General features: G+C 44.2%; 22 protein-coding genes and 1 pseudogene. 13 read left to right on the top strand and 10 right to left on the bottom strand.

What is annotated here, in order from left to right; translation table 11 throughout:
* Positions 1-115: 115 nt before the first annotated feature.
* Positions 116-388, top strand: coding sequence for a hypothetical protein (locus RIB93_RS10805; RefSeq protein ID WP_446372827.1), 273 nt, complete (start codon positions 116-118; stop codon positions 386-388).
* Here RIB93_RS10805 and RIB93_RS10800 read toward each other — a convergent pair.
* Together RIB93_RS10800 and RIB93_RS10795 are read right to left on the bottom strand one after the other, a co-directional pair.
* Positions 372-1,241, bottom strand: coding sequence for a sugar kinase (locus RIB93_RS10800; protein WP_446372785.1), 870 nt, complete (start codon positions 1,239-1,241; stop codon positions 372-374). The two genes, RIB93_RS10805 and RIB93_RS10800, sit on opposite strands and share 17 nt — an antisense overlap.
* 117 nt (positions 1,242-1,358) lie before the next feature.
* A complete protein-coding gene (locus RIB93_RS10795; RefSeq protein WP_446372784.1) occupies positions 1,359-1,892 on the bottom strand; it encodes a hypothetical protein in 534 nt (177 codons plus the stop codon).
* Positions 1,893-2,246: 354 nt separating this feature from the next.
* On the opposite strand from RIB93_RS10795, the gene RIB93_RS10790 reads away from it, so the two are divergent.
* From RIB93_RS10790 to RIB93_RS10775, 4 genes are all read left to right on the top strand, one after another.
* Positions 2,247-5,447 (top strand): cyclic nucleotide-binding domain-containing protein, encoded by a 3,201-nt coding sequence (locus RIB93_RS10790; RefSeq protein WP_446372783.1) that lies wholly within the window; start codon positions 2,247-2,249, stop codon positions 5,445-5,447.
* Positions 5,448-5,536: 89 nt separating this feature from the next.
* A complete protein-coding gene (locus tag RIB93_RS10785) occupies positions 5,537-6,889 on the top strand; it encodes an MFS transporter (protein WP_446372782.1) in 1,353 nt (450 codons plus the stop codon).
* A 357-nt stretch (positions 6,890-7,246) separates the two neighbouring features.
* On the top strand, positions 7,247-7,513 hold the full coding sequence (locus RIB93_RS10780; protein WP_006103353.1) for a UPF0175 family protein: 267 nt from the start codon (positions 7,247-7,249) through the stop codon (positions 7,511-7,513).
* A complete protein-coding gene (locus RIB93_RS10775; RefSeq protein WP_446372781.1) occupies positions 7,510-8,031 on the top strand; it encodes a DUF3368 domain-containing protein in 522 nt (173 codons plus the stop codon). Before RIB93_RS10780 ends, RIB93_RS10775 begins: the two co-directional genes overlap by 4 nt.
* Here the strand turns inward: RIB93_RS10775 and RIB93_RS10770 are convergent.
* The 5 genes and pseudogenes from RIB93_RS10770 to RIB93_RS10750 all read right to left on the bottom strand — a co-directional run bounded on the left by RIB93_RS10770 (position 8,006) and on the right by RIB93_RS10750 (position 13,229).
* Positions 8,006-9,466 carry a caspase family protein gene (locus RIB93_RS10770; RefSeq protein ID WP_446372780.1) on the bottom strand — a complete coding sequence of 487 codons (1,461 nt, stop codon included), beginning with the start codon at positions 9,464-9,466 and terminating at the stop codon, positions 8,006-8,008. The genes RIB93_RS10775 and RIB93_RS10770 overlap by 26 nt on opposite strands.
* A gap of 213 nt (positions 9,467-9,679) precedes the next feature.
* Positions 9,680-10,105: pseudogene (locus RIB93_RS10765) on the bottom strand (element excision factor XisI family protein).
* 120 nt (positions 10,106-10,225) lie between these two features.
* Positions 10,226-11,314, bottom strand: a complete 1,089-nt coding sequence (locus tag RIB93_RS10760; RefSeq protein ID WP_446372779.1) for a hemolysin family protein — start codon at positions 11,312-11,314, stop codon at positions 10,226-10,228.
* Positions 11,315-11,326: 12 nt separating this feature from the next.
* The gene (locus RIB93_RS10755) at positions 11,327-12,697 is read right to left on the bottom strand and encodes an RNA-guided endonuclease InsQ/TnpB family protein (RefSeq protein WP_446372778.1); all 1,371 of its coding nucleotides are present in this window, start codon (positions 12,695-12,697) and stop codon (positions 11,327-11,329) included.
* 391 nt (positions 12,698-13,088) lie between these two features.
* Positions 13,089-13,229, bottom strand: coding sequence for a hypothetical protein (locus tag RIB93_RS10750; protein WP_446372777.1), 141 nt, complete (start codon positions 13,227-13,229; stop codon positions 13,089-13,091).
* 689 nt (positions 13,230-13,918) lie between these two features.
* Between RIB93_RS10750 and RIB93_RS10745 the strand changes: the two genes are divergently transcribed.
* Complete coding sequence (locus RIB93_RS10745) at positions 13,919-14,884, top strand: GDSL-type esterase/lipase family protein (RefSeq protein ID WP_446372776.1); 966 nt, start codon at positions 13,919-13,921, stop codon at positions 14,882-14,884.
* A gap of 119 nt (positions 14,885-15,003) precedes the next feature.
* On the opposite strand, the gene RIB93_RS10740 is transcribed toward RIB93_RS10745, so the two are convergent.
* Positions 15,004-16,074, bottom strand: a complete 1,071-nt coding sequence (locus tag RIB93_RS10740) for a Gfo/Idh/MocA family oxidoreductase (RefSeq protein WP_446372775.1) — start codon at positions 16,072-16,074, stop codon at positions 15,004-15,006.
* Between the two features lie 467 nt (positions 16,075-16,541).
* Here RIB93_RS10740 and queC point away from each other — a divergent pair, with 467 nt between their 5' ends.
* From queC to RIB93_RS10715, 5 genes are all read left to right on the top strand, one after another.
* Entirely contained in the window at positions 16,542-17,225 is a 684-nt protein-coding gene (queC, locus tag RIB93_RS10735) for a 7-cyano-7-deazaguanine synthase QueC (protein ID WP_446372774.1), read from the top strand.
* A gap of 26 nt (positions 17,226-17,251) precedes the next feature.
* Positions 17,252-18,613, top strand: a complete 1,362-nt coding sequence (locus RIB93_RS10730; RefSeq protein WP_446372773.1) for an extracellular solute-binding protein — start codon at positions 17,252-17,254, stop codon at positions 18,611-18,613.
* A gap of 18 nt (positions 18,614-18,631) precedes the next feature.
* Positions 18,632-18,997 carry a Lin0512 family protein gene (locus tag RIB93_RS10725; RefSeq protein WP_446372772.1) on the top strand — a complete coding sequence of 122 codons (366 nt, stop codon included), beginning with the start codon at positions 18,632-18,634 and terminating at the stop codon, positions 18,995-18,997.
* A 274-nt stretch (positions 18,998-19,271) separates the two neighbouring features.
* On the top strand, positions 19,272-19,661 hold the full coding sequence (locus RIB93_RS10720; protein ID WP_446372771.1) for a nuclear transport factor 2 family protein: 390 nt from the start codon (positions 19,272-19,274) through the stop codon (positions 19,659-19,661).
* A gap of 279 nt (positions 19,662-19,940) precedes the next feature.
* A complete protein-coding gene (locus tag RIB93_RS10715) occupies positions 19,941-20,507 on the top strand; it encodes a cytosine deaminase (RefSeq protein ID WP_446372826.1) in 567 nt (188 codons plus the stop codon).
* A 62-nt stretch (positions 20,508-20,569) separates the two neighbouring features.
* Here the strand turns inward: RIB93_RS10715 and RIB93_RS10710 are convergent, their stop codons facing one another.
* Positions 20,570-21,136 carry a hypothetical protein gene (locus RIB93_RS10710; protein ID WP_446372770.1) on the bottom strand — a complete coding sequence of 189 codons (567 nt, stop codon included), beginning with the start codon at positions 21,134-21,136 and terminating at the stop codon, positions 20,570-20,572.
* 336 nt (positions 21,137-21,472) lie between these two features.
* Here RIB93_RS10710 and RIB93_RS10705 point away from each other — a divergent pair, with 336 nt between their 5' ends.
* The gene (locus tag RIB93_RS10705) at positions 21,473-23,158 is read left to right on the top strand and encodes a vWA domain-containing protein (protein WP_446372769.1); all 1,686 of its coding nucleotides are present in this window, start codon (positions 21,473-21,475) and stop codon (positions 23,156-23,158) included.
* A gap of 226 nt (positions 23,159-23,384) precedes the next feature.
* Positions 23,385-24,695, top strand: a complete 1,311-nt coding sequence (locus RIB93_RS10700; RefSeq protein ID WP_446372768.1) for a serine/threonine protein kinase — start codon at positions 23,385-23,387, stop codon at positions 24,693-24,695.
* A gap of 111 nt (positions 24,696-24,806) precedes the next feature.
* On the opposite strand, the gene RIB93_RS10695 is transcribed toward RIB93_RS10700, so the two are convergent.
* Positions 24,807-25,761 (bottom strand): flavin-containing monooxygenase (locus RIB93_RS10695; protein WP_446372767.1); only part of this gene is annotated, 955 nt, incomplete at its 5' end.

The following is a 25,761-nucleotide window of genomic DNA, read 5'->3' as shown; positions in this document are numbered from 1 at the left end:
AGAGACTTAAATTACCTTAATATTTGACGCATATCACTAATCAGATAAAATGTCAATCACTTTAGAACGAGAACAACTATCTCATAGTAGAAGGGTTGAATTTATGCGGAGTAACATGAAACTTCAAGTCCAACTTATACCGGGTGCGATCGCGGATTTATTTGCTCAAGTCAGTTGTTCGGGCAAAATTACGCTGGCTGATCGATATGGACTCATGGCAGCCATGTTAGAAGACTCGATCACAGAGGAAGAGAGAGAGTCCATTGATAGACTGCTACGTGCGTTTCGCAAGGGACGAATGCAAATGGTTAATGAGATTTCAGCACAGCCGTATTGTTCTTGTTCAGAGTCACCTTTAACCATCCCTAACTTCACGCTGAACCATTAGACGCCATCCACTGGCGAGTGCCAAAAAATTGACAAGAATGGGCTGCAACGTTTGCTGAAGCGGCTAGGGCGTCAGTAAAGGTATGCTTAAGGATAGAGTGACAGAATGCCCCATGAAAAACATCACCAGCTCCCAATGTATCAACCGCATCAATACAAGGTACTGATAATTGACCCGATGTTCCACTAGAGAAATACTCAATTGGTTTTTCCCCATGGGTAATTGCAATGTGGGGAATTCCAGCGGCGCGAAGATAAGCGATCGCATCTTGGTGAGTATCACAATCTGGGGGATAAAAATTCGCCGAGCAAACGGCATAATCAACAAAGGACAAAAGATTCTCTAATCCAGGTTTCCAACTCCCCCCATCGAGGACAACTGGAATCTGACGAGATTTTGCCGATTGCGCGATCGCACGACTCACTTCCATTTGATGACCATCAATCATCACAATGTTAATATCTTGGTCAATATCCGGCGGTACTTGCTCAATCCCGGCTTGAATCTTCGCCGCATTAATCGAAACCACCGCGCGATCGCCACTCCCTTGGGTGACAATAATCGAAGAAATGGGTGGAGGATTGGTTGCTGTCGGATCTAAATCCGCAATAGTTACCCCCTGATCGTGCAAATCGGAACGGATCAGGGGTGTAATCGGGTGAGTTCCCACCACCCCTAAGATTGTCGCGCGATCGCCTAAATAACTAAACGTAACCGCCGCGTTTGTTGCTGGACCCCCAGCCGCCACGGTATAGTCAGAAGCAGCAATTTTTTCATTTTGACCGGGTAGCTTGGGGCTAAGGTAAACCAGATCTAATGTTACCATGCCAACAAAAAGCCCATTGTTTGCCATTGACTATCTTTTGAGAACTATTGAGTAACCAGATAATCATAAGGGGTGACTTAAGATCCCATCAATCGAATCATCCTTTAGTGTAAGTATTTAACCGGACATGATATCATCTTCCCTTCAGGGAATTCGTTGGACAGGTAAACCCGCAGGTCCCAAACCCTCAAATATCAAGACCTCACAAGAGGGTAGTCCTGAAGTCGTATAATCACAAGTATAGGTAGCTAAGGGTTCGGCTCGGTCATTGAAGACTCTGACATTATAGTTATAGTCTCTAGCAACCGTTCCGAAATGATTAATAAAGCTGTATCGTTCTAAATAGTTGAGCAGTGTCCAAGGTTGACGGCTAACCACCAAATCCACCCGTTGTTTATCTTGGTAAGCGAGCCAGTTCACGAGCAGTTTACCGCCAAATTCATCAAACTGCTCTTCTGCCCACCAAAGGCTAGGAATTGTAATGTTTTGCTGGGATATTGTATTAGCTGTAACTATGTTGGGAGGTAGGATAGTATCGGGTTCTAAGAATTCTGTTTCTAGAGGAACTAAGGACGGTATTGGTGCAGAATTGCGTTGAGCCGTTGCTGTTGGTGTAATGAACAGAAGTGAAGAAATCCCGATGAAGCAAATTTTAAATAGCCCTAATTGACTGAACATAGCTTTGATACTATTCACAGAACCCTATGTTTGTAGTTACGCTGTCTTCGCTAGAAACTTAAGTCGAATGCCACTGACTGGTATGCTGGTGGGTTGAGCGAAGTCGAGTGGGTTGAGCGAAGTCGAAACCCACCCTACGGTATATCAAAGGTTTCGGCGATTCCCTAAGGCTTTTGGCACTCACCCGCGTTTTAACCGGGTGATTCTTGAGCTGATTCTGCCTCTGGTTATCCGCTTCAACAATTGAATTTGGTAAGCAGCGTTTGTTTCCCCAATTATGTTACGTTATGTAAAACTAGATCAAATCCTGACGAGACTTAACTGGATGATGCAATACTTTTAACCCAAACACCCATGCTAAGTCAATTTATTGAGCAACGTTTTGGTCTTTCGATTTGGAAGGTACAACGGCTGGCTCATTTATTATTTCTGGGGGTGACGATTCTCACCTATAACATTTTGGCGATGACGATCGCCAATTCCCTGTTTCTGAGTCATGCGGGATCAGAGAATCTGCCCCTGTTTTATGTGCTGATTGGGTTAGTCTCCATGCCCGCTTATGCGGTGTTTTCCCAGGTGATTGACCGTTTTAGTCGTCCCCAGCTTTTCCGCTATATGCTGGTCTTTGCCATCGCTATGGCGCTGGGAATGCGACTGTTGATCACCCTGGATACGTTATGGGTCTATTATCTTATCTTTATCGCGATTTTCTTCCAATGGGATTTGTATAACAATATCTTATTGCCCAACCTATTAATGGATTATTTCACAGCGTTGGAGTATAAGCGTTATGCGCCATTTATGGGGATGGCTCAGGCGGTGGGTATCTTGTTGGGCGGCGGTTTGACCAGTTTGCTGTCCCAGTTTTTCACCACGGAGGATATGCTGCTGAGTTTGCCGCTTGTCTGTGGGGTGGCGATCGCGCAACTGATTTATCTGGAACGCTCTCAACGGCGCATCGAGACAAATCGGAGTCAAACTCCGGTGAACTTAGTTGAAGCGTTAAGGACGTTTCCGGATTTGGTGAAGCGCTACCCCATTATCCTATTTTTGGCAAGTAGTAGCTTTCTGTTAGTCATTATTTATATTACGTCAGAGTTTGAATATTTAAGCATTTATGCCCAAACCTTCACCAATGACCGAGAATTAACCAGCTTTCTGGGATTGCTGAGAGTGGCGAATAGTATCCTACAGATGGTGATCCTCTACTGTTTCACTCGCCCTCTGTTGCAACGATTAGGCGTGGGACGAATGAATCTGGTTTATCCAGTGACAACGTTAGCCAGTTTACTGGGACTCGCGTTTAACTTTAATTTGAAAGCCGCGATCGCGGCGAATGTAAATAGTGATGGATTATATAAAGGGATTAACTTACCCATCCATCAATTAAACTATAATGCCGTCCCTCCAGAATTTATGGGACGAGTGCGATCGCTCAGTGATGGCTTATTTTATGCGATCGGGTTGACGTTAGCGGGTGGGCTGTTGTGGATTGTTCAATCCTTTCTCAGCCTAGAGCAGATTATCTGGATTGGCATTAGTTTAACGGTGCTATTGCTGGTGGTGCGCTTGTTTATGGGCAATAGCTATGTCCAATGCTTGGAAGTCATGTTACGCTCCGATGCGGTGAATCTGGATGAGATTGGTGAGGGATTGATGCAATTACCGCCCCAGTCGAGTCCAATGATTCACGACTTGCTCAACAGTGATGAGCGGTACACGCGAATTAAAGGGTTAGAATTAGCCGCAGGTTTGGGACAACCGAGCCAATTTTTATCCGATGTGCAGCCCCTTTTACCGGAAACTGATCCGGGTATCCGACGCGGGATTGTGAAACTGTTTAGCCATAAATCGGATTTAGATACCATCCATCACTTTGAGCGGCTCTTAGACGCCCCCAATCCCCAGGTTCGAGCCACGGCGTTAGAGGTGTTAATTGCCAATCAGCAGCCCTTGGAACAGGAACAACTCCGCTCTCGCTTGGGGGATATTAGTCAGGAAGTCAGCCTATTAGCCTCAGTCGCAGCGACTCAAATGGGAGTGATTAATAATCCCCAAATCAAAACCACCTGCGAACAGTTATGGCAATCGGATTTAGAGAGTACCACGGGACAGGCAATTGTACGGGTGGTGTCTTGTAGTGGCAATCCGGAATTAATTCCCCCCTTAACGCAGATTCTCACCCATGCTACTCCAGAGGTGAAACGGGAGGGATTAGAAACCTTGGCAACCTTGGCGCATCCGGGGGATTGGGAACTGGCGGAATTGGCTGTCTCGGAATTGGAACATCCCGATCCCTGGGTACGGGCGGCGGCGTTTAATTTGTTGGGGATTACTCGCTGTAAAGGGATGTTGCGCTATGTGGCAATTGGTTTAGGCGATCATCATCCCCAAGTGCGTCGTTGTGCGGCGGTGGCGCTGGCGATGTATGGGGAACCGGGATTGACGTTAGCCCAAGATAGTTTATCCTCGTCTAATCCGGATATTGTAGACGCGGCGATTGCGGCAATTGGTCAAGTGCGGACAAAACAAGCAAGTGATATCCTCTTCAAGTATCTGAGTCCGGATTTTCAGCAGGTGACACACAGCCGCCAATGGCAACAACAGATTCCCCCGACTAATCCCAGTTGGCAACCTCTAGCCATTGCGATCGCGGATTATCATCAACGCCTGATTCAGCGTGTTTTGTATATTCTCTCCTGTCTGGGTCATTCCCGTACTGTCAACGTAGTGCAACGGCTGCTCTATTCCACAGATTCTAGGGATTTAGCTAATGCGATTGAAACCTTGGCGTCGTTGAGTCATCGCCGCTTTGTGCTTCCTCTGATGCCTGTTTTGGAACAATTGATTAGTGATGATCAACCTGGAACTCGGATTCGGGTGAATTCTCAGTGGATGCGAACCAAGGGATATCAGCTACTCCTAGAAGCCCTAGAATCGCGCGATCGCTGGATTAAGATTGGTGCGTTGATTGCCTTAGCTGGGGTACCTTCTGCTTTAATGAAAGATCCAGACCCTTTGGTTAAAGCCGTTGTCCAGCAAGTTTTCCAGCCCCTTGATCAGCAGCCGTCACTCAAGGATTTCTTTATGAGTCGTCTACTCTTGCTCAAAAATGTTGCTCTGTTTAAAAATTTATCCCTCGATGAACTGCTTCTGATTGACCAAGCCCTAGTACAACAGTATGTTCTGGCGGGTGAAACCATTTATACTGAAGGGAGTTGGGGCAACCACTTCTATATTATTGGGGAAGGAAGTGTCCGCTTGGTCAAAGATATGGACGAGGTGCAATGTGATCTGAAATACTTATCAGCAGGGCAGCATTTTGGGGAGGTAACGCTATTTGATAATGCGCCGCACTGGGATGGTGCGATCGCGGTGAAGGATTGTACGCTGCTCAAGTTAGAGAAAAACCGTTTCATCAGTTTGATCACCCAACGTCCTCATATTGTATTAGAGATTTGTCGATTTTTGAGTCAGCGCCTGCGGGAAACCGATAAGTATCGGCTGGCTAGAAAATTACCCTCATCGTTCGAGGTTCCTGTAGAAAGCCGATAATCATCAACGGCGATCGGGCTATGCAGGGTGATGAACCCGAACAGGTAATGATGAGCGATCGCCGATTGTCGTCAGACAACTGATTTGTCATGAAAAAACAACCGTTAAATTTTTGGCAGCTCTGGAATATGAGCGTTGGATTCTTCGGCATTCAATTTGGCTGGGGACTCCAAATGGCAAATATGAGCGCCATTTTCGAGTATCTGGGTGCCAATGCCCATCAAATTCCCATTCTCTGGTTAGCCGCCCCCCTGACGGGATTAATCGTGCAGCCAATTATTGGCAATATGAGCGATAATACCTGGGGATCTCTGGGTAGGCGACGACCCTATTTTTTAGTTGGCGCAATTTTGAGTACGATCGCGCTGATTCTCATGCCTCATTCATCGGCATTGTGGATGGCAGCCGGATTACTCTGGATTCTAGATACCTCAGTCAACATTAGCATGGAGCCGTTCCGGGCGTTTGTGGGGGATTTAGTGCCGAGAAGCCAACGGACGATGGGATTTGCCATGCAAAGTCTGTTTATCGGCTTAGGCGCGGTTAGTGCGTCGGCATTACCTTGGATTTTAAATAACATCTTTAATATTCCCTCCCTCAGTGGCAATGAAGGGGCAATTCCCCTGACGGTGAAATTCTCCTTTTACATTGGGGCTGCCTTTTTCTTTGGTACCGTACTGTGGACAGTTCTTTCCACAGAAGAATATCCACCGAAAAACTTAGAAGCCTTTGAGAAGCAAAAACAGAAAAAAGGCGGTGTAATCAACAGTATCCGCGAAGCCTGGATCGCGCTGCAAGAGATACCCCCAGTGATGAAACAATTAGCTTGGGTGCAGTGTTTTACCTGGTTAGGAATGTTCTGTTTCTTCCTATACTTTCCCCCCGCCGTCGCCTGGAATATTTTTGGTGCGACGAACCAGCAATCATTACTTTATAACGATGGGATTGAATGGGCAGGAATTTGCATTGCCTTCTATAATGCTGTTTGTTTTGGTGTCTCTTTGTTATTACCGAGAATGGCACAAATTACCAGTCGCCAACTCACCCATGGCTTTTGTCTCCTCTGCGGTGGCGTAGGGTTTATGTCATTGATGGTGATTGACAATCAATATCTGCTATTCCTATCGATGGTAGGCGTTGGTATTGCGTGGGCAAGTATTTTGACTCTGCCCTATTCGATGCTCATTGGTGGTTTACCTCCCAAGCGCACAGGCATTTTCATGGGCATTTTTAACTTCTTTATTGTCCTACCTCAGATTGCCGTATCTCTAGGGTTTGGTTGGGTAATGGATAACTTTCTGGATAATAATCGCCTCTTAGCCGTAGTGATTGGCGGTGTGTTTATGGTGATTGCAGCGTTTTTGACCCAACGGGTAGAAACGATTCCCGCACAAGATTTACCGAAACCAGAGGTGCAGTTGTCAGAAGAAACCGCCGTTTAACCGTAGGGGCTTGGTTTCCAAGCCCTTGGTTTCCAAGCCCTTGGTTTCCAAGCCCCTAGAACAGATATACCGTAGGGTGCGTTAGCGTAGCGTAACGCACCTTAACCAATAGATAAGGTGGTATTATTTAACTGAGAAAGGAATCAAGTCTTCGGTTTTCTGGCTATCGGTTTGAGTCAGTCAATTTGGCTTAGTACCTGGACATAAATCAAAAGCATCGCATCACCGAATCAGGGACAATGTACCCTTCCTCAGCGTCTCGCAAGGCGAGTAAGACGAATGACGAATGACGAATGACGATCCCCACCGTTAACTTTAATTATCCCTACCTACTTACACCGATTAGCTAAATAGAATATGCAAATCACCATTGAAATTCCTGATGAAATTGCCCAACGACTCGACCAAACAAAGGGGAGTCTCTCCCGTCGGCTGCTAGAATTTATTATTGCCGATGCTTACCACTGTGGCAAAATAAACACGGCTGAAGTGCGTCAAATACTCCAGTTACCATCTCGTCTTGAAACTCACGCCTTTTTGAAGCGGATGGGAGTTTATCTGAACTATGACGAATCTGAATTAGAACAGGATCTTCAAACTCTTAAGGAGTTCAGATCTAAATGATTGTTGTCTCTGACACTTCTCCAATTTGTTATTTGTTGCTAATTAACCAAATTGAAATATTACCAGTCCTGTACAATGTTGTCACGATTCCTCAGACTGTTGCGGATGAACTGAGTGCGTCTGAGTCACCTCCTGTAGTGAAACGTTGGATAACTCATCCTCCCAAGTGGCTTCAGATACAGCTACTCAACACTTCTCAAAGTATTGAACTGGAAAAACTTGATCCGGGTGAACGAGAGGCAATTTTACTAGCAGAAGAACTTAAAGCTAATCTGGTTATTTTGGATGATAAAGCAGCAAGACGAATTGCGTTGGAACGCGGATTAAGAATTATTGGACTTTTGGGTATTTTGAAAGATGCTGCTAGGTCTGGCTTACTAAATTTAGAGATAACTTTTGAACAGTTGCGAGAAGTGGGCTTTTGGGTTGCACCAGGTTTGTTGGATGGCTATTTTTTCACAAGGTCTTCGCTCCCTATTACAGAAATTCATTTTAGCTATTTTTTGAAAGAATGCTAACCAAATAGCTTTTAATTGCTTGAATAATTTCTTCAAGCAATTCATTCCAGAAGTCTGTTTTACTATCAATAAAATCCTTCCACGAAAATACTTGTCTGCTCCATTTTATAGAATCCCAATCAACTGCAAAGCTTCGCCAACCATTCTTTACCATTTTTCCTTTATGAAAAAGAGTCATAATATGTGTTTCAGAATGGATGAGCGCGATTATACCCACAAATGGTTCTATAGATAGCTTATCAATGGGGTGAAATTCAATCCAAATTACCTCATAGGGAAGCGAATGTAAAGTATTTAATGATGCAGGTTTTTCTACTGTCCTATAAGAAGGAAATCCTAGTAAGTTAATAGTAGAAGGCTCTTGTATTGTTTTTGTTTCAATTTCAATCAAGTATTGCTGCGACCATGTCTCTCGATCAGCAGTTTTTAGAAGACTATCACTCTCGTCAAGATGCCGTAATTGCTTATCCCAGTTTGAATCAATTTTATAAAAACGACTTACTACATGATCATTAATTTCATAACGCAAAATGAGATCTTTCATATTATTTAATGTTTCCTCAATAAGGTCTTCTTCTATAAACATAGAATCTTTTTCTTCTAAAATATTCTCAATTTTATCCACTAAATCATTTTCATCTGAAGCTGATATGTCTGATTCAATATTATCCTGCATTTGATTTGACGATTCTTCAACTCTTGAATACCATTCCTCTTTCAAATGCTTCATGTCTTCAGTGTACGACGCAAATATTTCAGTTCCAGTGTTTTGACCTGTGAACAAAGGATTTTGTGTTTTCATTTTTCTAAACTCATCAGCAATAAACGCTTGAATATCTCGATATAAAACTTTTCCATCAATTTTTGCTGATAAAGCTCCCTCAACAAATTTTTCAGTAAAATAGCTTTGTCCCATCATCATCTGAGATTGTTGATCATCATGGGACGATGCCATAAAAATAAGATGATCAAAATTATTTTTGTAAAAATTATTATTAGAATTAATGAAATTATTCTCTTTTAGATATCGATATCCTGAATAACATGCATCTATAACTTTAACCGTCAATTTAGGTGACACGATACGGAGAAAATCATCAATTTCAGAATTAGGCAATGACGTCATATTTAGTTTTTGTTCTTCATAGTCAGAACAGAGCATATAAAATTCCTGGTCTTCAAATTTCCCATGTCCTGAAAAGTAATAAAAAACTTCTTCTATATTTTGCTCATTATCATTCTTTTGAAAATCAATAAAAGAACGTATTTTATCTTTAACAGTTTCCGATTCAGTATTTTCATTTATAAATAGTATTTCTTTATATTTTCCAGTTGCATCCAGAAGTTGCTTGACACGAATAGCATCTTCTTTAGAGGCAATAATTTCCTGGTATGCATTATACTTAGAAATACCTATCACAATAGCAATATTCATAAAAACACTCACAAAGAACTGTATTATAATTTTTATATTTCAGTTTTTCCACAAAGTTATGTTATTCGGTTATTTGACTATTGTAGCACTGTATAATTTTGTATTCAGTTGAAAGTCTGCCTATTATATTGAATCCCTAAACCCGCTCCTACATTATCCGGATGCGATCGCGTTTAAGATAGTAAGCAACCTCAACCTATTTTTTCCAAAGATTTACCCAACCGCAAACCCATCATATTGGCGCATTATGGGAGCATGATAAGCCAGTACAATATCCTGCTTAGGTACACCGAAGTCCACTAATTCATTCGCCACACCCACCTCTGTTCCATCATACTGAATCCAGATCTTGCCATCAATAATGTCAATATGAATCAGTGAACCAAACACTCGACGATATTGATTCCATCCTGCATGAAAAACCTGATAGTGGTCATTTTGACGATCAAAGAATTTATAGACTTCAATTTCTCCATTTGCAGGTTTAACTTAACTATATTTCTCTAAAACTCGTTGAATCCAATCACGATATTGAGTTAACTTATCCATGTCTAAGGATAGTGGATCATGGGTAATCGTCCATCCGTCCTTAATCAATCCAGTCTTGACAGCTTGGTGAAATCGATCTTTGGCAGACATAGAACGATGATAGACGCTCAATACATTGTATCCTTTTTAGTTTGCGATCGCGTCAATTCAAATTCTGTAAATAGTCCTCAACCCTTTACGAATGACAAAGGATAAATGACAAATGACAATTTAAGCTCTAGAACGATTAGGAACCTGGCGATCGCTCTCATCATAGATTTCACCTACCAATTCCTCTAAAATGTCTTCTAATGTTACCAATCCCACCGTACCGCCGTATTCATCCACAATGATGACAATATGAAAACGCTGTCGTAACATATCCTTAAGTAAATTCGCCACTCGATTTGTTTCTGGCACATAAATCGGTGGGTCCATAGCGGCTGTAACTGAAATATCACCGTCTTCCGGTTGAGCAACTCTTAAATACTGAAGTGCTTTCTTCAGGTGAACGATGCCGACAATTTCATCTTTGGATTCTTCCTGAACTGGAATCCGAGAATATCCAGTTTCTAAACAGAAATTCACCAAATTTTGTAACGTTTCCTCGTGGGAAATTGTCCGCATTTCAATCCGTGGTTTCACCACATCGCGAGCGCTTAAATTATCTAACATCAACGCTTTACTCAACAGTTGATGCTTATCCAGATCCAGAATACCTTTCCCCCCTAACACCTCAATCATTAACTTCAGATCCCGCACCGATTCCCCCTCTTGGACAATCCCGCCCTGGAAAAAGCGAATCGCTGCCTGGGCAATGGTTTCCAAAAAATAGATAATGCCAAAAAAGGATAAAAATCGCGAGAGCCAATAGATCGGGCGAACCACAGCCTGGAACACAGGCAAAACATTATTAATTGCCAAGGATTTAGGCGTAATTTCGCCAAAAATCAAGACAACAAACGTGACAACGGCAGTTGCAATTCCTAACCCCGCATTTCCCAGCCACAAGGCGAACAGATTACTGGTGAGAATCGCCGAAAAATTATTGATTAAATTATTGCCCACCAGCAGCGTCGTAATAAACCGCGATCGCTTCTCCAAAACCAGGCGAAATATACCAGTGGGATCACCTTGGTCTTTAATCAGCGCTCTCAGTTTAAGATTATCTAATGCCGTGATTGCTGTCTCTGAACCCGAAAACATACCCGACAGCACGAACATCACAATCAGTACGGCAACATCAAGCCAAACATTGCCCAAAAGAGGACCGATGTCTGACGCCGCAAGTAGATAAATCGGGATTGGTAAGGCGATCATGGTGACATCCTCCTACACTGACCCTACGGGTACAGTGTAGGCTTCCTTTGTCGTAGTCTTACGACTACGCTTGGGGCGTTTTATAGTGGGGAATATGCCCAGCCCCACTTTCTTGATGTTAATCGCGGCATTCCAGTCTCTGTCCAAAATCAATCCGCATAAACATTCGTGTATTCGGACAGATAAATCTTTTTCTTGATCACGATTACAACAAGAACATATCTGGCTTGTATCATGGGGTTTAACTTTCACCACCGACTTACCAGCTTTCGCAGCTTTGTAAGTGAGAATTGAAAGGAATTGACTCCAGCCAGCATCATTGATCGACTTGTTTAAGCCTGATTTGGCACTCTGACCATTGGGTAAATATTTTCCATTTTCATCCTGCTTGGGTTTGTTTTTCCGGGACAGGTTTCCCGGCTTGATGTCCTCGACAAAGAATACCTGCTCGTCCCGACTCACCAGTTTTGTAGCCGACTCATAATGAAACTGCTTCCGCTTACGCTGCAACCTCTGGTGGTGTTTCGATATCTTTTTCGCCAGCTTTCGTCGTGATGCTGATTGGTGAGGTTTACTATCTTTACGGTTAGCCAACTTTGTCAGCTTTGACTCAGACTTACGGTAGTGTTGCTGAATTGGTTCAACCTCACCATCTGAGGCTGTCCAGAACTTCTCTAGCCCCACATCTAAGCCAAGGGAATTCTCTTCCGTTGCTTCTATCTCTGGTGATTTCAGACTAGGAACGGTCTTGTCCTCTAAGGTTAAGCAGATATACCAACCATCGGCACGACGCGACACCAGTGCCGCTTTAATAGTGAACCCTTCTGGGATTGGGCGATGATAGATAAGCTTAACCTGACCGATTTTGGGCAGGTTTATATAAGCAATATCGCGCCGCGTGCTACCATTTTTGCGCCGATGAGGATTAGGAACAACGGTGAGACAATCTGGTTTTAATTGGGGAATCGAAAATATCCGGTATCGCCGCAGCGATTTAAACCGAGGTTTTCCACTTCGTTTCCCATTTGAATCTCCTGCAACAAAACGATTAAACGCATCCTCTACTCGCTTAATCGCCTCTTGAATTACCTGTGAGTGAATTCCCTTGTATAGGTGTTTAAAAGCTTCCCTTGACCAATGGGGAACCCGTTTCTGTGAGTAATAGGTTGGCGGGTCTTTAAGTTCTGGTAAATGGGTGACAAAAATTGAGCAAGCATTGACTGGGCGGCGGTTACACTCCCACCAGTTAAACCTTTCCTCTAGCATCAGATTATGTATCCGGCATAGTTTGTGCAGCCAGTTGTTTAGCTGGCAAGCCTGTTGTTTGTCCGGCACAATCCGATACTGGTAATTCAACTTGAACGTATCTTTGGTTCGCTTCAATTTTTATCACCTCACTTGCATTTTATTATAACACCTGCAAACCCAATAATCAGGTACAAATTAACTTTTAATACTGGCGATTCATCCCACGCAAGGGTCAAAGATTAGAGCGTGGGGCTTCTCGCCGGGTTAGCTAAAATGGCGAAACTTTGGCGAAGGCTATCTTACCAAACCCTTAGGGAAAATCGGGCAGGGGAAATGGGGCAAAGAAGAGAACAGAGGGTAGAAGGGAAGCGGGTTTTAGTCCCTTAACGTTTGTTGACATACCGGAATGGATTGGTGCGTATTCGCGATCGCGAGGAACCTCGGCGGCAATGTTTGGGTTGGAAAACAGACAGAGAGTAGGATGTGACGTGATCAGTATCCTACTCCCTATGCCATAGATTGACACTTAACCCACATTGTAAGCCGTCTGTAATGCCCACCAAAGTAGGAACCCAATACCCCCCAGAACTAACACCGTCGAAATCACGATCGCCAGAGGACTATCTGCTCCCTTAAACTTCATGATGCCACGATTTAGGTCTGACATATCCTGTTACACACTCCTATTCTGATTGAAGGGATTTCCCAACTTGAATATATCTTGCCTTAACCATTTTGATCACAAAATTCCATTTAGGGGTTGCTGAATTTTAATCTGTGTCTATCTACTTCTCGACATTTTCCCCCTCATCCCCTAACCCCAACTCCGGTCCCCCCTCGTTCCCCCCTTTGAATCCCCCTCCCGTCCCCCTTCAGATCCCCCTCCCGTCCCCCTATTAGATCCCCCTTCCGTCCCCCTATTAGATCCCCCTCCCGTCCCCCTTATAGATCCCCCTCCCGTCCCCCTTCAAAAGGGGGAAGCCAAAGGATGCGGGAGCTTTTTGTTCCATGGGGGAGACCAGAGGATGCGGGAGCTTTTTGTTCCATGGGGAAGCCAGAGGATGCGGGAGCTTTTTGTTCCATGGGGAAGCCAGAGGATGCGGGAGCTTTTTGTTCCATGGGGAAGCCAGAGGATGCGGGAGCTTTTTGTTCCATGGGAGAAGGAGGATCGGATGCTCTGCTCTTGCTCCCCTCTCCCAAGCTTGGGAGAGGGGCTGGGGGTGAGGGCTGGCTTGGGATGAGGGTGAGGGTTGAGCTTAAGCACGATAATATCGTGCCCCTACACCCTGCTCAGGCTAAATTAGGGTCAATAGTGGTCATTTTTGATCATGGGCGATCAGAAAAGGAGAGGATTGGGTGAAAGCGTTATTAATCATTCTCGGAGTGTTGCTGGGATTGGTGGTGATAGTGGAAGTCGGCTTGCGTTTACTCTTGGGCTTGGGGAAACCGCCGATTTATATCGCCGATGAGCAAATTGGCTATTTATTAGCCCCCAACCAAAAGACGACTCGCATGGGTAATCGGATTGCCATTAACGCCTATTCCATGCGGAGTGATGCGATTACACCCGAGCGATCGCCCTCTACGCTGCGAGTTTTACTGTTAGGGGATTCTATCGTAAATGGGGGCTGGTGGACAGACCAAGACGAAACCCTGTCCGCCCTGCTGACCACTCAATTGACAGCGTTAACCTCTCAACCCGCGTTTGAGCAAATCGAAGTTCTCAACGCCTCTGCCAATTCCTGGGGACCTCGGAATGAATTGGCGTATATGCAAAAGTTTGGCACGTTCAATGCTCAAGCTGTCGTATTGGTGATTAATACCGATGACCTCTTTGCCACAGCCCCCACCTCGATCCCCGTGGGACGCGATCGCAATTACCCCAGTCATCGACCCCCGTTAGCCCTGATTGAGGCAATCAATCGTTTTTTGCCCTACGAATCTCCCCCCGAAATGGCGGCTGTCCGCGCTGAAGGGGGCGATCGCGTTGGGTTTAACTTAGATGCCATTAGTCACGCTTACAGGCTTTCTCAGGAAGCAGGGGCGGAGTTTCTGCTAGTCATGACCCCCCTATTAAGGGAAATTGGCGAACCCGGACCCCGTGATTATGAAATCAAAGCCCGAAATCGCCTCAAAGGGTTTACCGAAGACCAGCAAATTCCCTATATCGATGGTTTACCCCTGTTCAACAACGCGCCAACCCCAGAAACCTGGTATCGGGATCACATCCATTTAAGTCCCCAGGGTAATCAGCAGGTGAGTGAAGTCATTGCGCGATCGCTTGAGCGTCATTTGTCAATAGTCAAAACCACAGACAAATGACACTAAAATAAGCCATTTGAAATCGCCGAAACCCTTGTTATACAGTAGGGTGGGTTGAGCGCAGTCGAGCGGGTTGAGCGCAGTCGAAACCCACCCGCCTCAATTCAGTACCATTCCAATTAAGACACAGCAATCATGGGAGACTTGAATTCATGAGGCTCTCGGTCTAAATGATGCCAAACTTGACCATCCAGAGCCATCTGCTCAACCAAACTGGCTAAACGGAGGGCTTTCAGCGCCTGTTCACCGCCGACAGAGGGTTGATTTCCGCCACGCACACAGTTGACAAAATGTTCTAACTCGGCGTATAGCGGTTCGATATTACTGGTGTAAACCTTTTCAATTAATCCATCTTGGCGATAGAGAACCTGACCATAGTCGGTTTCACAATTAGCCGTCGTTTGCCGATGAATCAGAATTTCATTATTGAGAAAATCGGCTTCTGTGAGGGAATTTTTACAATGGGCGGCAATGCGACGGATTTTACGATGGGTTACTTTACTAGAAGTAAGTGTTGCCACAATGCCATTAGCAAAAACTAAATTAGCGGTGACATAATCTAAATGCCCCGACTCCGAGGCATTGCTACCACTCGCCGTCAATTGGATCACGGGCGCATCCGCTAATTCCATCAGCAGGTCAATATCGTGGATCATTAAATCCAGAACCACAGAAACATCATTAGCTCTGTGGGAATAGGGACTCATGCGATGCGCCTCTAGTGCCAGCAATTTCTCAGTCTTCAAGACTTTGCTAAGTTCTTGAAAGGCAGGATTAAACCGTTCAATGTGACCCACTTGCAGAATACATTGATACTCAGCCGCCGCGTTGACTAGGGATTCTGCCTCAGCGATACTGGCGGCAATCGGTTTTTCGATTAAGGCATGAACCCCTGATCGCAAACAGGTCATTCCCACTTCATAATGTAGTCGGGTGGGTACGGCAATACAAACCGCATCCACATAAGGGAGTAAATCGCGATAATCCTCAAAGAAGCGAACACGGTATTTACTTGCCGTGTCCAAACCCCGTTCTACGTTAATGTCTGATACGCCTACCATTTCCACGTCTTTCAAAAGACTCAAAACGCGGGCATGATGCTGTCCCATGTTACCAACGCCAATCACGCCAATTCGGATTGGCTGCGGCAGGCTACGTTGGACATGAGTATCCAGATGTCTTTGATACATGCTATCTTGCACTCTTATATGCTCCTCCACCACGGGAACTAAGTCAATTTACTTATGTTGAGCCGCCTTAAACCATCCAGATAGTACCACAGCACCTTTAAATGTGAAGAATTCCAAAGATTGCCCCAATTTGCCAGATAACGGAAGTCTTTCGGACGGCTATTCTGTTTTCATTGTGGGTTTACGGTTACTTTAGGTGTAGGTAAATGTGTCAGTTTTTGGGTTGTCCATTTTGGGCTGAGGGGTTCCGGGTGCGGGGGGAGCTGAGGGAGCTGAGGGAGCTGAGGGAGCTGGGGGAGCTGGGGAAGCTGGGGAAGCTGGAGGGGATGGGAGGAGACAAGGGAATTGTAGGGGCGGGTTTTACCGCTAACGTTTGCTTTGCACCCTGATATAACTAAACCCGCCCCCACCTAACCGTTCAATTATCACAAATGACGAATGACAAATAACAGATGACGGGGGTAAAGATGTCGAAAGCTGTAGTTTTATTGTCCGGTGGATTGGATTCGTCTACAGTTCTCTATCAAGCTAAGGCAGAGGGCTATGAGTGTTATGCTATATCCTTTAATTATCAACAGCGACATCAACGGGAACTCGAATCCGCGATCGCAATTGCTAAAGGTGCAGGTGTCAAAGACCATCAGGTGGTACGCTTTGACTTAAGCCAGTGGGGAGGTTCAGCCTTAACGGATGATACCCTCGATTTGCCCCAGACGCGATCGCTCCAGCAGATGTCCCAGAGTATTCCCATTACTTACGTCCCCGCACGTAATACCATTTTTCTCAGTTTTGGGCTATCCTACGCAGAAGCGATCGGTGCTACAGCCCTCTATCTGGGTGTTAATGCGTTAGATTATTCCGGTTACCCCGATTGCCGTCCTGATTATATCCAAGCCATGCAGGAAGTCTTTCGCCTCGGCACAAAACAGGGGCGCGAGGGAGAACCGATTCAAATTATTACCCCGCTAATTCAGCTAAAAAAAACAGAAATTATCGAGTTAGGCAATAAACTGGGAGTGCCTTGGCACGAAACTTGGTCTTGCTATGCTGGGGGTGAGGTGGCTTGTGGTGTCTGTGATTCTTGTCGCTTGCGGCTTGCTGCTTTTGCTGAACTCGGACTACAAGATCCCTTGTCTTATGAAAAAGTTTGACCCGTCACCTTGTTCAAGGACAGGTTATGAAAACTAAGCAGATTGTACAAAGACTTGGACAATTCAGCCGACGACTTAATTCCCGTTCCATCTGGGTATTCGTTGCCGTTATCCAAGTTTTACTATTATTACTGATCTATTTAACGTGGTCCCCCACGCATTTAACCTTATTTGTTCCGGCTGATGAAGCCTCGGCTTGGCAGTCGTTAATCACGGACTTTCACCAGAGCCATCCCAAAATCCGGATTAATTTGAGAACGAGAACCAACCTAGCAGGTGACATAACCTATCGGCTGAAAGAGGATTTTGTTCGCGAGTGTCAAGCGGGAAATTCACTTTATGATTTAGTCTATACAGATATTATCTGGATGCCGGAGTTTGCTGCTAAGGGGTGTCTGGTTAATCTATATGAATGGACGGCTAAAGATACCCTGATAAACGAAGGATTTTTACCAAGTGCGATTGATGCAGGAGAATATAAGGGTAAGCTCTATCGGATGCCTTTGCGTTCAGATATTGGTCTCTTATACTACCGCAAAAATTTACTGGGTAATACTCAGCCACCTGCCACCTTACAACAATTGACAGCCTTTGCTAAAACTTGGCAAAACCAAGGGAACTCTCAAGGCGTTTATTTATGGCAGGGATGGCGGTATGAAGGATTGGTGGCTACCTTTGTCGAGGTATTAGAAAGCTATGGTGGATTCTGGATTGAGTCGGAAAGTTTAGAGGTAGGATTGGATCAACCTGCGGCTGAACAAGCTGTCCAGTTTTTACTCAATACAATTCGAGATAAAATTTCGTCGCCAGAAGTTATCTTATACAGCGAAGAAGAATCATTGGAAACGTTTAACCAAGAGCAAAATACGATATTCCTACGGCAGTGGCCCTATGTATGGAACCAATTTACTGATCCCGCTAATATCGGCGTACAAGTCTTGAATCTTTCAAGCAATCCAACTAATAATAGTTTACGTCCAAGTGCCTGTAATGGGAGTTGGGGCTTAGGCATAGCGAAGAATTCAAAACATCAAGATAAAGCCTGGAAAGCGATTCAATATTTTACCAGTCAAGCGGCTCAGAAAAAGTTAATTTTAGAGAAAGGATATTTACCCAGTCGAGAAGCGTTATTTGATGACCCAGAAATTACCGCTAAATATCCCTATTTACCGTCCTTGAAAGAGGCAGTCAAAAATTCAATAGTGCGCCCTCCCATTCCTCAGTATGCTCAAGCCTCTTTTATCTTACAGAAATATCTGAGTAAATTAATTACCAGAACCGCTCTTGCTCAACGAGTTGATAATAACGAGATAACCAGGTTGATGCAGGAAGCCGCCGATGAAACGCGCCAACTGTTAAATTTAGAGGCAATCTCGGTTGAACGTTGAGCTAATCAAGAAAGCACTATGACTCGCAAACGCTTAATTATTGAAATGGGTATGGGGGTAGACCAACATGGACAAGAACCCACTGTAGCTGCATCTAGGGCTGTGCGGAACGCGATCGCGCACAACGCCTTACCTGGTGTCTGGGAAGTTGCAGGTTTGAGCGATCCCAATCAAATGATTGTAGAGGTGCAAGTCGCCGTACCTTATCCGGAACAAGTGCGACAGGAAGAGGTTCTCGCTGTATTACCATTTGGACAAAAATCACTCACCGTGCAATCCGGGGGAATGGTGGTTCAAGGTCGAGCCATTCCTGAACTCAATGATAAAAATGACGAAATGCTAATTGCTGTTGCCGCCGTTACCGTTTTCGTGGAAACTGAATAGTTGAATTAACCCAATCAAAATTAGGGAGTGAATATCTCCAGGACTTGCCAACTCAATTTAGAGTCATTCATAAAGACAATATTAATTCTTTGTAGGGTGGGTTAGGCGGAAGTTTAATCTGGGTAAATAATACCTTAATTGAGATATCCGCCGTAACCCACTAATAAAAACTAAAATTGTGGATTAAAATTGACTTTATCAATTATACCTGAGTATCAGCAGTCCAATAATACCAATTTGACTCTAGACGTATTCAGCAATGGAGAATAAAACAATGTCAACAAAACCGATGGAAACACTGGTCAGGACTTATTTTACCAAAGTGGCAGCGATGAATCCCGACGGTTGGCTGGACGACTTTGCCGAAGATGCTGTCAGTTATGATCCGGTAGGACAACCTCCCACAAAAGTTCATGAAGGATTTGAGGAATTTTTTGCTCAGCTACAGGGAGTATTTAAACAACTGGAATCGACAATCGAGCATATTTTTGTAGCGGGGAATGAAGCGGCGGTTAAGTGGACAATGCAGGGACTCAGTAAGAGTGACAAAACTATAACGTTTGAAGGAATCACCGTTTTTGAGGTGAATGAAGCGGGTAAAATTCAAAGCACTCGTGCTTACTGGAATCCCGCCGATATGATAGCGCAACTTAAGGGAGGATGACTTGAGGGAATGGTTACGGCTGTAATGGATAGGATATTGTTGGTAATAAGTAACTCTATTGAAAGAACACAAATCATGAATTGAAAAGAACGGCAATGGGATAAGTTATTTGGTAATCTAACAACTAATGGAAGTGGTTAAATCTAACATGGTAAAAAAAAATTACAGCCGTTCAGAAAGTTAACTGCTAAAATCAAAATTCGTTTAATTCATCGCAAAATCCAGTGGACTCTGACTATTCAGGGATGGATAGTGACACTGATTTGTATACTTTCTCTCATGCTATTCACCCTCAACATTATCTATCCATTCCTGGCGGTTAACTCTCCCGTGGCGGCTGATGTCATGGTGGTGGAAGGCTGGATACCAGATTACGCCATTAAAGACGCGATCGCACTTTTCCAACGCGGGTCTTATAATTACCTAATTACCACCGGTTTACCTGTCTCCAAGGGATATTATTTAGCCGAATACAAAAATTTTGCCGAACTCACCGCCGCTACATTTATCACCTTGGGATTTAACCCAGAACAACTGGTGGCTGTTCCCGCCCCCAATGTAATTAAACATCGGACTCAAGCAAGCGCCATCGCCCTACGGGAATGGTTATCGACATCCGAATTAGAGGTAAAATCGATTAATCTCTATTCGTTGGGACCTCATGCCCGTCGAAGCTGGATTATATTTAAAGCCGTATTGGAACCAAAAATCCGAGTTGGTGTGATTGCGGCTGAACCTCAAGAGTATGATCCGCAACAATGGTGGCAATCTAGCGAAGGAGTACGAACCCTGATTGGGGAAGCAATCGCCTATCTCTATGCTCTGTTTGTCGATTGGCACACTTGAGTTATGGTGTACATTTTACTCAAAAAATTGGATGAGGATTCCAGCAGATATTACCAAACAGACTATTCAAATCCTTCTAAATACGGGGCAATATATTTTTGTCCCCGTCCAATGTAGTAAGGCGAAAAAAGAGTTTCATAATCTTGCTTGACTAATGCCATGGCTTGCTGTACCCGTTCATGACCATAGACAATAAACTGGGCTGTGGATGCCGCATAATATTTTCGTTCTGATTCCTTATTATTTTCCTTAAATGCGTTTTTGTAGAGCGATCGTGCTTCTTGAATAAATGCTTTTTGTTCGTCGTCAAATTCAAGTTGCCCTTCACTCGGAAAATATAATTCTGTTCGTTTTATAAAACCCATCAGTAGATTCATACATTCACGGGTTTGTTCTACCGATAAAGCTTCTTTATCGCCGCGACGAAATGCCCATTGAGTACAACCATTGGTTACTTCTAAAACCCGCAGTTTGGCAAACTTATCTAGCGCTTCATCAGCAAATTCTTCAAATTCTTCAATATGCTTTTCTATGAGATTTTTGAATGTCTGAAAATCCTCTGCAAAAAACTCTTTTAATTCTTGAATTTCGGCTAGCTTGTTCCAGTGAATAGTACGTTTTGCTTTCATAATCAAAAACTAGATAAAAACACTAAATAACTACTGCGCTACATTTGTAGGATAGCATCAGTGTAACGAAAGCCATATCTGGCTCTGTTTCCAACGCTAACCCCAAATTGCATAAGTCCCGAAGCCTTGAGAGATAAGTGCATACGCTATATCATTGAAAATTGTAACCCGTTTGGAACCCCGGAATCTTCTGGACTAATCGCCTATGTTACAGTTTTAGCAACCAGGGGGTCTAATTCTAAGCCTTAATAGTAAAACGGAGATGTTACAACCGCAAATGGTTAGTTGTTAAACTTTGTTATAGAACAGACTGAGGCTCAGTCTGAAGGGGAAATCATGAAAACCAGACAGAGAGCGATCGCAACTTTAGGACTAGCTGCTGTATTGGGAGCGCTTACCGTTGCTTGCGAAGGGGGAGAAGGAGGAAACTATACGTCTGAAGCTCCTAGCGAACAGGCTCCAATGAAAGTCTCACCCGAGGCAGCTTCCCTCCCAGAGACTCAATCAGATGCAGAGAACTTGCCGGGGACTAAATTCGCGCCGCAAGCCCAGCAATCACAGAGTTTAGATCGCCTCCAGGGTCTACGTCCAGATCCCGAAGCATCTAACCGCGAAACCTACAGCACTATCCCCGAAAATCCCTTTTTAAACGCTAGCAGCAATCCCCTCTCTACGTTTTCCATTGATGTCGATGCTGCTTCGTATAGTAACATGCGGCGCTTTATCAATGAAGGTCAACTTCCACCCCCCGATGCGGTGCGGGTTGAAGAATTAATTAACTATTTTACTTACGATTATCCCCAACCTAAAGCGGATCAACCTTTTTCTATCACCACAGAAGTTGCCGAAGCACCTTGGAATCCAAAACACAAATTAGTTCACATTGGTTTGCAAGGTAAAAGTATTTCGACCGAAAATTTACCGCCCAGTAATCTGGTCTTTTTGTTGGATGTTTCCGGGTCTATGTCGGACGCCAATAAACTCCCTTTACTCAAAGAAGCATTCCGATTACTAGTTGACCAATTACGCGACGAAGATAAGGTTAGTATTGTTGTCTATGCGGGGGCGGCGGGGACAGTGCTACCGCCAACACCCGGAAACCAAAAGGATACTATATTAGCAGCAATTGATAAACTCGATGCCGGAGGATCAACGGCTGGAGGTCAGGGAATCAAGCTGGCATATAAACTGGCTCAAGATAACTTTATCGAATCGGGTAATAACCGCGTGATTCTCGCCACTGATGGAGATTTCAATGTCGGTATCTCTAGCGATGAGCAATTGGTTAACCTGATTGAAGAGAAACGAGAGCAAGACATTTTCCTTACCGTGTTAGGATTTGGCACAGGCAATCTCCAAGATGCCAAGATGGAAAAAATCGCCAATAAAGGCAATGGCAATTATGCATATATTGACAATATCCTAGAAGCGAATAAAGTCCTAGTGAATGAAATTGGCGGAACTCTACTCACCATCGCCAAGGATATGAAAATTCAAGTGGGATTTAACCCGGAAAAAGTACAAGGCTATCGGCTAATCGGTTATGAAAATCGGCGGCTGCAAAATGAAGCGTTTCAGGATGATAAAAAAGACGCTGGCGAGTTAGGTGCGGGTCATTCTGTTACCGCCCTCTATGAAATTATTCCCGTGGGAGTGAAGAGTGATGTCTCGTTATCGGATGTTGATATTGTAGACTCTCAACAAAAAACCGATGAATCGATGACATTTTCCGGGAATGAGTTAATGCAGGTGAAGTTACGATATAAGCAACCGGATCAGGATACTTCTCAACTGATTACCGCACCCGTTGTGGATCAGGGATTAACTTTAGTGCAAGCCTCGAATAACTTTAAATTCTCGGCATCTGTTGCTGAATTTGGTATGGTATTGAGAGAATCGCAGTACAAAGGCAATGGTAATCTTGATCATGTTTTACAGCTTGCTAGTCAATCTCAGGGGGCAGATTTAGATGGATACCGAGCCGAGTTTATTCGGTTAGTGAAGCGGGCAAAATCGCTGTAGAGATAATCAGTAGGGGTAACGCATTTACCCTTAGTTTCAACTTAAGCAGAATGGCGCTGACTGAAGCAGAATGTCGCTAACTCAGACGCTAGGAAATAAATTTACGGCTGAAAGTGGGCAAGCCTTTGAACCCGTTTCAACGGGTTTAAGCTTTTAGCCCCAACTTTAGTTGAGGGATTAAGTATTTTATCAAAACCTAAAAAAACGCATTATTGTGATTATTGCCATGAATTATATTATTCAAAACTCAAATAATAACTACCCCGAATTTTTCCAGCAAGGTTATCATATTCAGCGGGAATTGGGACACAACCGCAGTAGTGGACGAGTCACTTATTTAGCCACTCATCACTCCACAGAACAATCGGTGGTGATTAAACAATTTCAATTTGCCAAAACGGGTGCGAATTGGTCAGATTTTGACGCCCATGAACGGGAAATTACTCTGCTGCAACAACTGGATTGTCCTAGTATTCCTCAGTACCTGGATGCATTTGAAACGCCGGATGGCTTTTGCTTAATTCAGGAATACAAACAAGCCCCCTCTTTAGCCGTTCCCCAATCCTTTACCCCAGAGGAGGTTAAACAAATTGCGATCGCACTCTTGGAGGTGTTGGTTTACCTACAACAGCAAGTTCCGCCGATTATCCATCGAGATATTAAGCCGGAAAATATTTTAGTCGAACGTTCCCCCCAGATTAAGGTTTATTTAATCGATTTTGGTTTAGCGCGTGCGTTTGGGGATGATTTGGCGGCGAGTAGTGTGGTGAAGGGAACGTTAGGATTTATGCCACCAGAACAGATGTTTAATCGTCAACTCACCGAAGCGTCTGATTTATATGGTTTAGGGGTAACGTTGATTTGTTTACTGACTCAAACTAAATCGGCTGATATTGGCAATTTAATGGATGAGGACTGTCGAATTAACTATAAATCTCTGGTATCGGGTCTGAATCCTCAGTTTATCACCTGGCTGGATAAAATGGTCGCACCTAAATTGCGCGATCGCTTCCCCAATGCGGCGACGGCGCTGGCGGAATTGTTACCGATTGATGTGGTGGGAAATTCGCCAACCTTGGATCAGTTTCAGTTACTCCAGTCTGGAATTACGCCGATGTTGGTATTGAAACTGGGGGTGTTGGCGGTGATGGGTACAGGTTTCGCGATCGCGTCTCGGATTACCAATCCTGTGCGGTTAGTAGAGACGCGCCATGGCGCGTCTCTACCTGAAATCCAGCAATTGCAGCAAACGGGTGAATGTGCTGGATGTGATTTGAGTGGCGCTGACTTGAGGGAAATGAATCTAAGAACCGTTGACTTGAGAGAGGCTAATTTGAGTGAAGCTAACCTTCAGGGGGCGAATTTGCAAAGTGCTAATTTAGAGAATGCCAATTTGAGAGAGGCGAATTTGATTGATGCAGATCTTAAGGGCGCTTACCTAAGAAACGCTGATTTAACGGCGGCAAATCTGACAGATACTCAGCTTGAGAGTACGGATCTCAGAGGTGCGATTATGCCTGGTAATTTTACCCCATAGATAAGCCCCCCCGTGAGGTTGTTCAGTTATTTCACCCATGGCTGAATTTAGTCCCTAAACGCGCCCCTACAACTGGGGATAAATCCATTGAATTTTTCTGCCTTTTTTCTGTCATTGTTTAGCCGGGAGTGGACGGTTCTCAAAGTTAGGATATTTGGCATCAACTTGATCCGCTTTTTTAGCAATCCAGTTAAAGAAAAAATGAGCCTGTTTTAACTGCCTAAAAATTTGCTGCGGATCAGATAAATGCGTCGTGGGTAACTCTTGTCCCATTTCTTTAAACACCAACCCTAGCGGCACATTAATTTGATCCTGGAGTTGCAGACAACGGGTAAAATAGGGACCGTAAGCCGCTATCAATGAGCCAACTCCGCCCCGCGCTTGTCCCCAGCCAATGTAATAGACTCCCTTGTAATCCTCAATAAATGAGCTACCATAACATTTAACCACAGATCCTTCAACGCGCTGAAGTTCCTCCGGTAAGAAGGGGTAGGCAACATGATAGCCAGTAGCACAAACAATTAAATCAAATTCTTGCTCACTCCCATCGACAAACTCGACTTTTTTTCCCTGAAGCCGACGCACCCCAGGCTTGGCAATAATTCGACCATGTTTAATATAGTAGGGGACTTCATTATTTAACGTGGGGTGTTTCTCAAAAATGCGATGGTTCGGTTTAGATAAACCATAGTCTTGATGAGTTCCAAATGTCAGACGAATGATGCCGTACATCACCATCCGTTGAAACCATTCTGGCATCCACCATCGCACTATATCAGCTATCGGGACTCCAGCAAATGTTTTAGGAATAAACCAGACGGATTCACGCATACTTAAAACACTCTTACGGCTTACCCGCGCGGCTTCGGCGGCAATATCACAGGCTGAGAATACACCGACAATCACTAGCACTCGTGTATCCCGGAGTTGCTCTGGTTTTTTGAAATCTTTAGAAAGAATAAATTCCCCGTGAAATTGTCCATCAAATTCTGGAAACCGTTTGCACAAATCATGTCCGTTACACAGTAGTACGCCTTTATAAATCCGTTGTTCTCCATTGACAACG

The sequence above is a fragment of the Coleofasciculus sp. D1-CHI-01 genome (assembly GCF_040218875.1).
In the GTDB taxonomy this organism is placed as follows: Bacteria; Cyanobacteriota; Cyanobacteriia; order Cyanobacteriales; family Coleofasciculaceae; genus Coleofasciculus.
Note: the sequence above shows the minus strand (reverse complement) of the source record. Positions and strands in the feature narration are given on the sequence as shown.

What these genes read in the sequence shown, in the direction of transcription:
- RIB93_RS10805 (WP_446372827.1), top strand. Translation starts at nt 116, where the DNA reads ATGAAACTTCAAGTCCAACTTATACCGGGTGCGATCGCGGATTTATTT.
- RIB93_RS10800 (WP_446372785.1), bottom strand. Translation starts at nt 1,241, where the DNA reads ATGGCAAACAATGGGCTTTTTGTTGGCATGGTAACATTAGATCTGGTT.
- RIB93_RS10795 (WP_446372784.1), bottom strand. Translation starts at nt 1,892, where the DNA reads ATGTTCAGTCAATTAGGGCTATTTAAAATTTGCTTCATCGGGATTTCT.
- RIB93_RS10790 (WP_446372783.1), top strand. Translation starts at nt 2,247, where the DNA reads ATGCTAAGTCAATTTATTGAGCAACGTTTTGGTCTTTCGATTTGGAAG.
- RIB93_RS10785 (WP_446372782.1), top strand. Translation starts at nt 5,537, where the DNA reads ATGAAAAAACAACCGTTAAATTTTTGGCAGCTCTGGAATATGAGCGTT.
- RIB93_RS10780 (WP_006103353.1), top strand. Translation starts at nt 7,247, where the DNA reads ATGCAAATCACCATTGAAATTCCTGATGAAATTGCCCAACGACTCGAC.
- RIB93_RS10775 (WP_446372781.1), top strand. Translation starts at nt 7,510, where the DNA reads ATGATTGTTGTCTCTGACACTTCTCCAATTTGTTATTTGTTGCTAATT.
- RIB93_RS10770 (WP_446372780.1), bottom strand. Translation starts at nt 9,466, where the DNA reads ATGAATATTGCTATTGTGATAGGTATTTCTAAGTATAATGCATACCAG.
- RIB93_RS10760 (WP_446372779.1), bottom strand. Translation starts at nt 11,314, where the DNA reads ATGATCGCCTTACCAATCCCGATTTATCTACTTGCGGCGTCAGACATC.
- RIB93_RS10750 (WP_446372777.1), bottom strand. Translation starts at nt 13,229, where the DNA reads ATGTCAGACCTAAATCGTGGCATCATGAAGTTTAAGGGAGCAGATAGT.
- RIB93_RS10740 (WP_446372775.1), bottom strand. Translation starts at nt 16,074, where the DNA reads ATGTATCAAAGACATCTGGATACTCATGTCCAACGTAGCCTGCCGCAG.
- queC (WP_446372774.1), top strand. Translation starts at nt 16,542, where the DNA reads ATGTCGAAAGCTGTAGTTTTATTGTCCGGTGGATTGGATTCGTCTACA.
- RIB93_RS10730 (WP_446372773.1), top strand. Translation starts at nt 17,252, where the DNA reads ATGAAAACTAAGCAGATTGTACAAAGACTTGGACAATTCAGCCGACGA.
- RIB93_RS10725 (WP_446372772.1), top strand. Translation starts at nt 18,632, where the DNA reads ATGACTCGCAAACGCTTAATTATTGAAATGGGTATGGGGGTAGACCAA.
- RIB93_RS10720 (WP_446372771.1), top strand. Translation starts at nt 19,272, where the DNA reads ATGTCAACAAAACCGATGGAAACACTGGTCAGGACTTATTTTACCAAA.
- RIB93_RS10715 (WP_446372826.1), top strand. Translation starts at nt 19,941, where the DNA reads ATGCTATTCACCCTCAACATTATCTATCCATTCCTGGCGGTTAACTCT.
- RIB93_RS10710 (WP_446372770.1), bottom strand. Translation starts at nt 21,136, where the DNA reads ATGAAAGCAAAACGTACTATTCACTGGAACAAGCTAGCCGAAATTCAA.
- RIB93_RS10705 (WP_446372769.1), top strand. Translation starts at nt 21,473, where the DNA reads ATGAAAACCAGACAGAGAGCGATCGCAACTTTAGGACTAGCTGCTGTA.
- RIB93_RS10700 (WP_446372768.1), top strand. Translation starts at nt 23,385, where the DNA reads ATGAATTATATTATTCAAAACTCAAATAATAACTACCCCGAATTTTTC.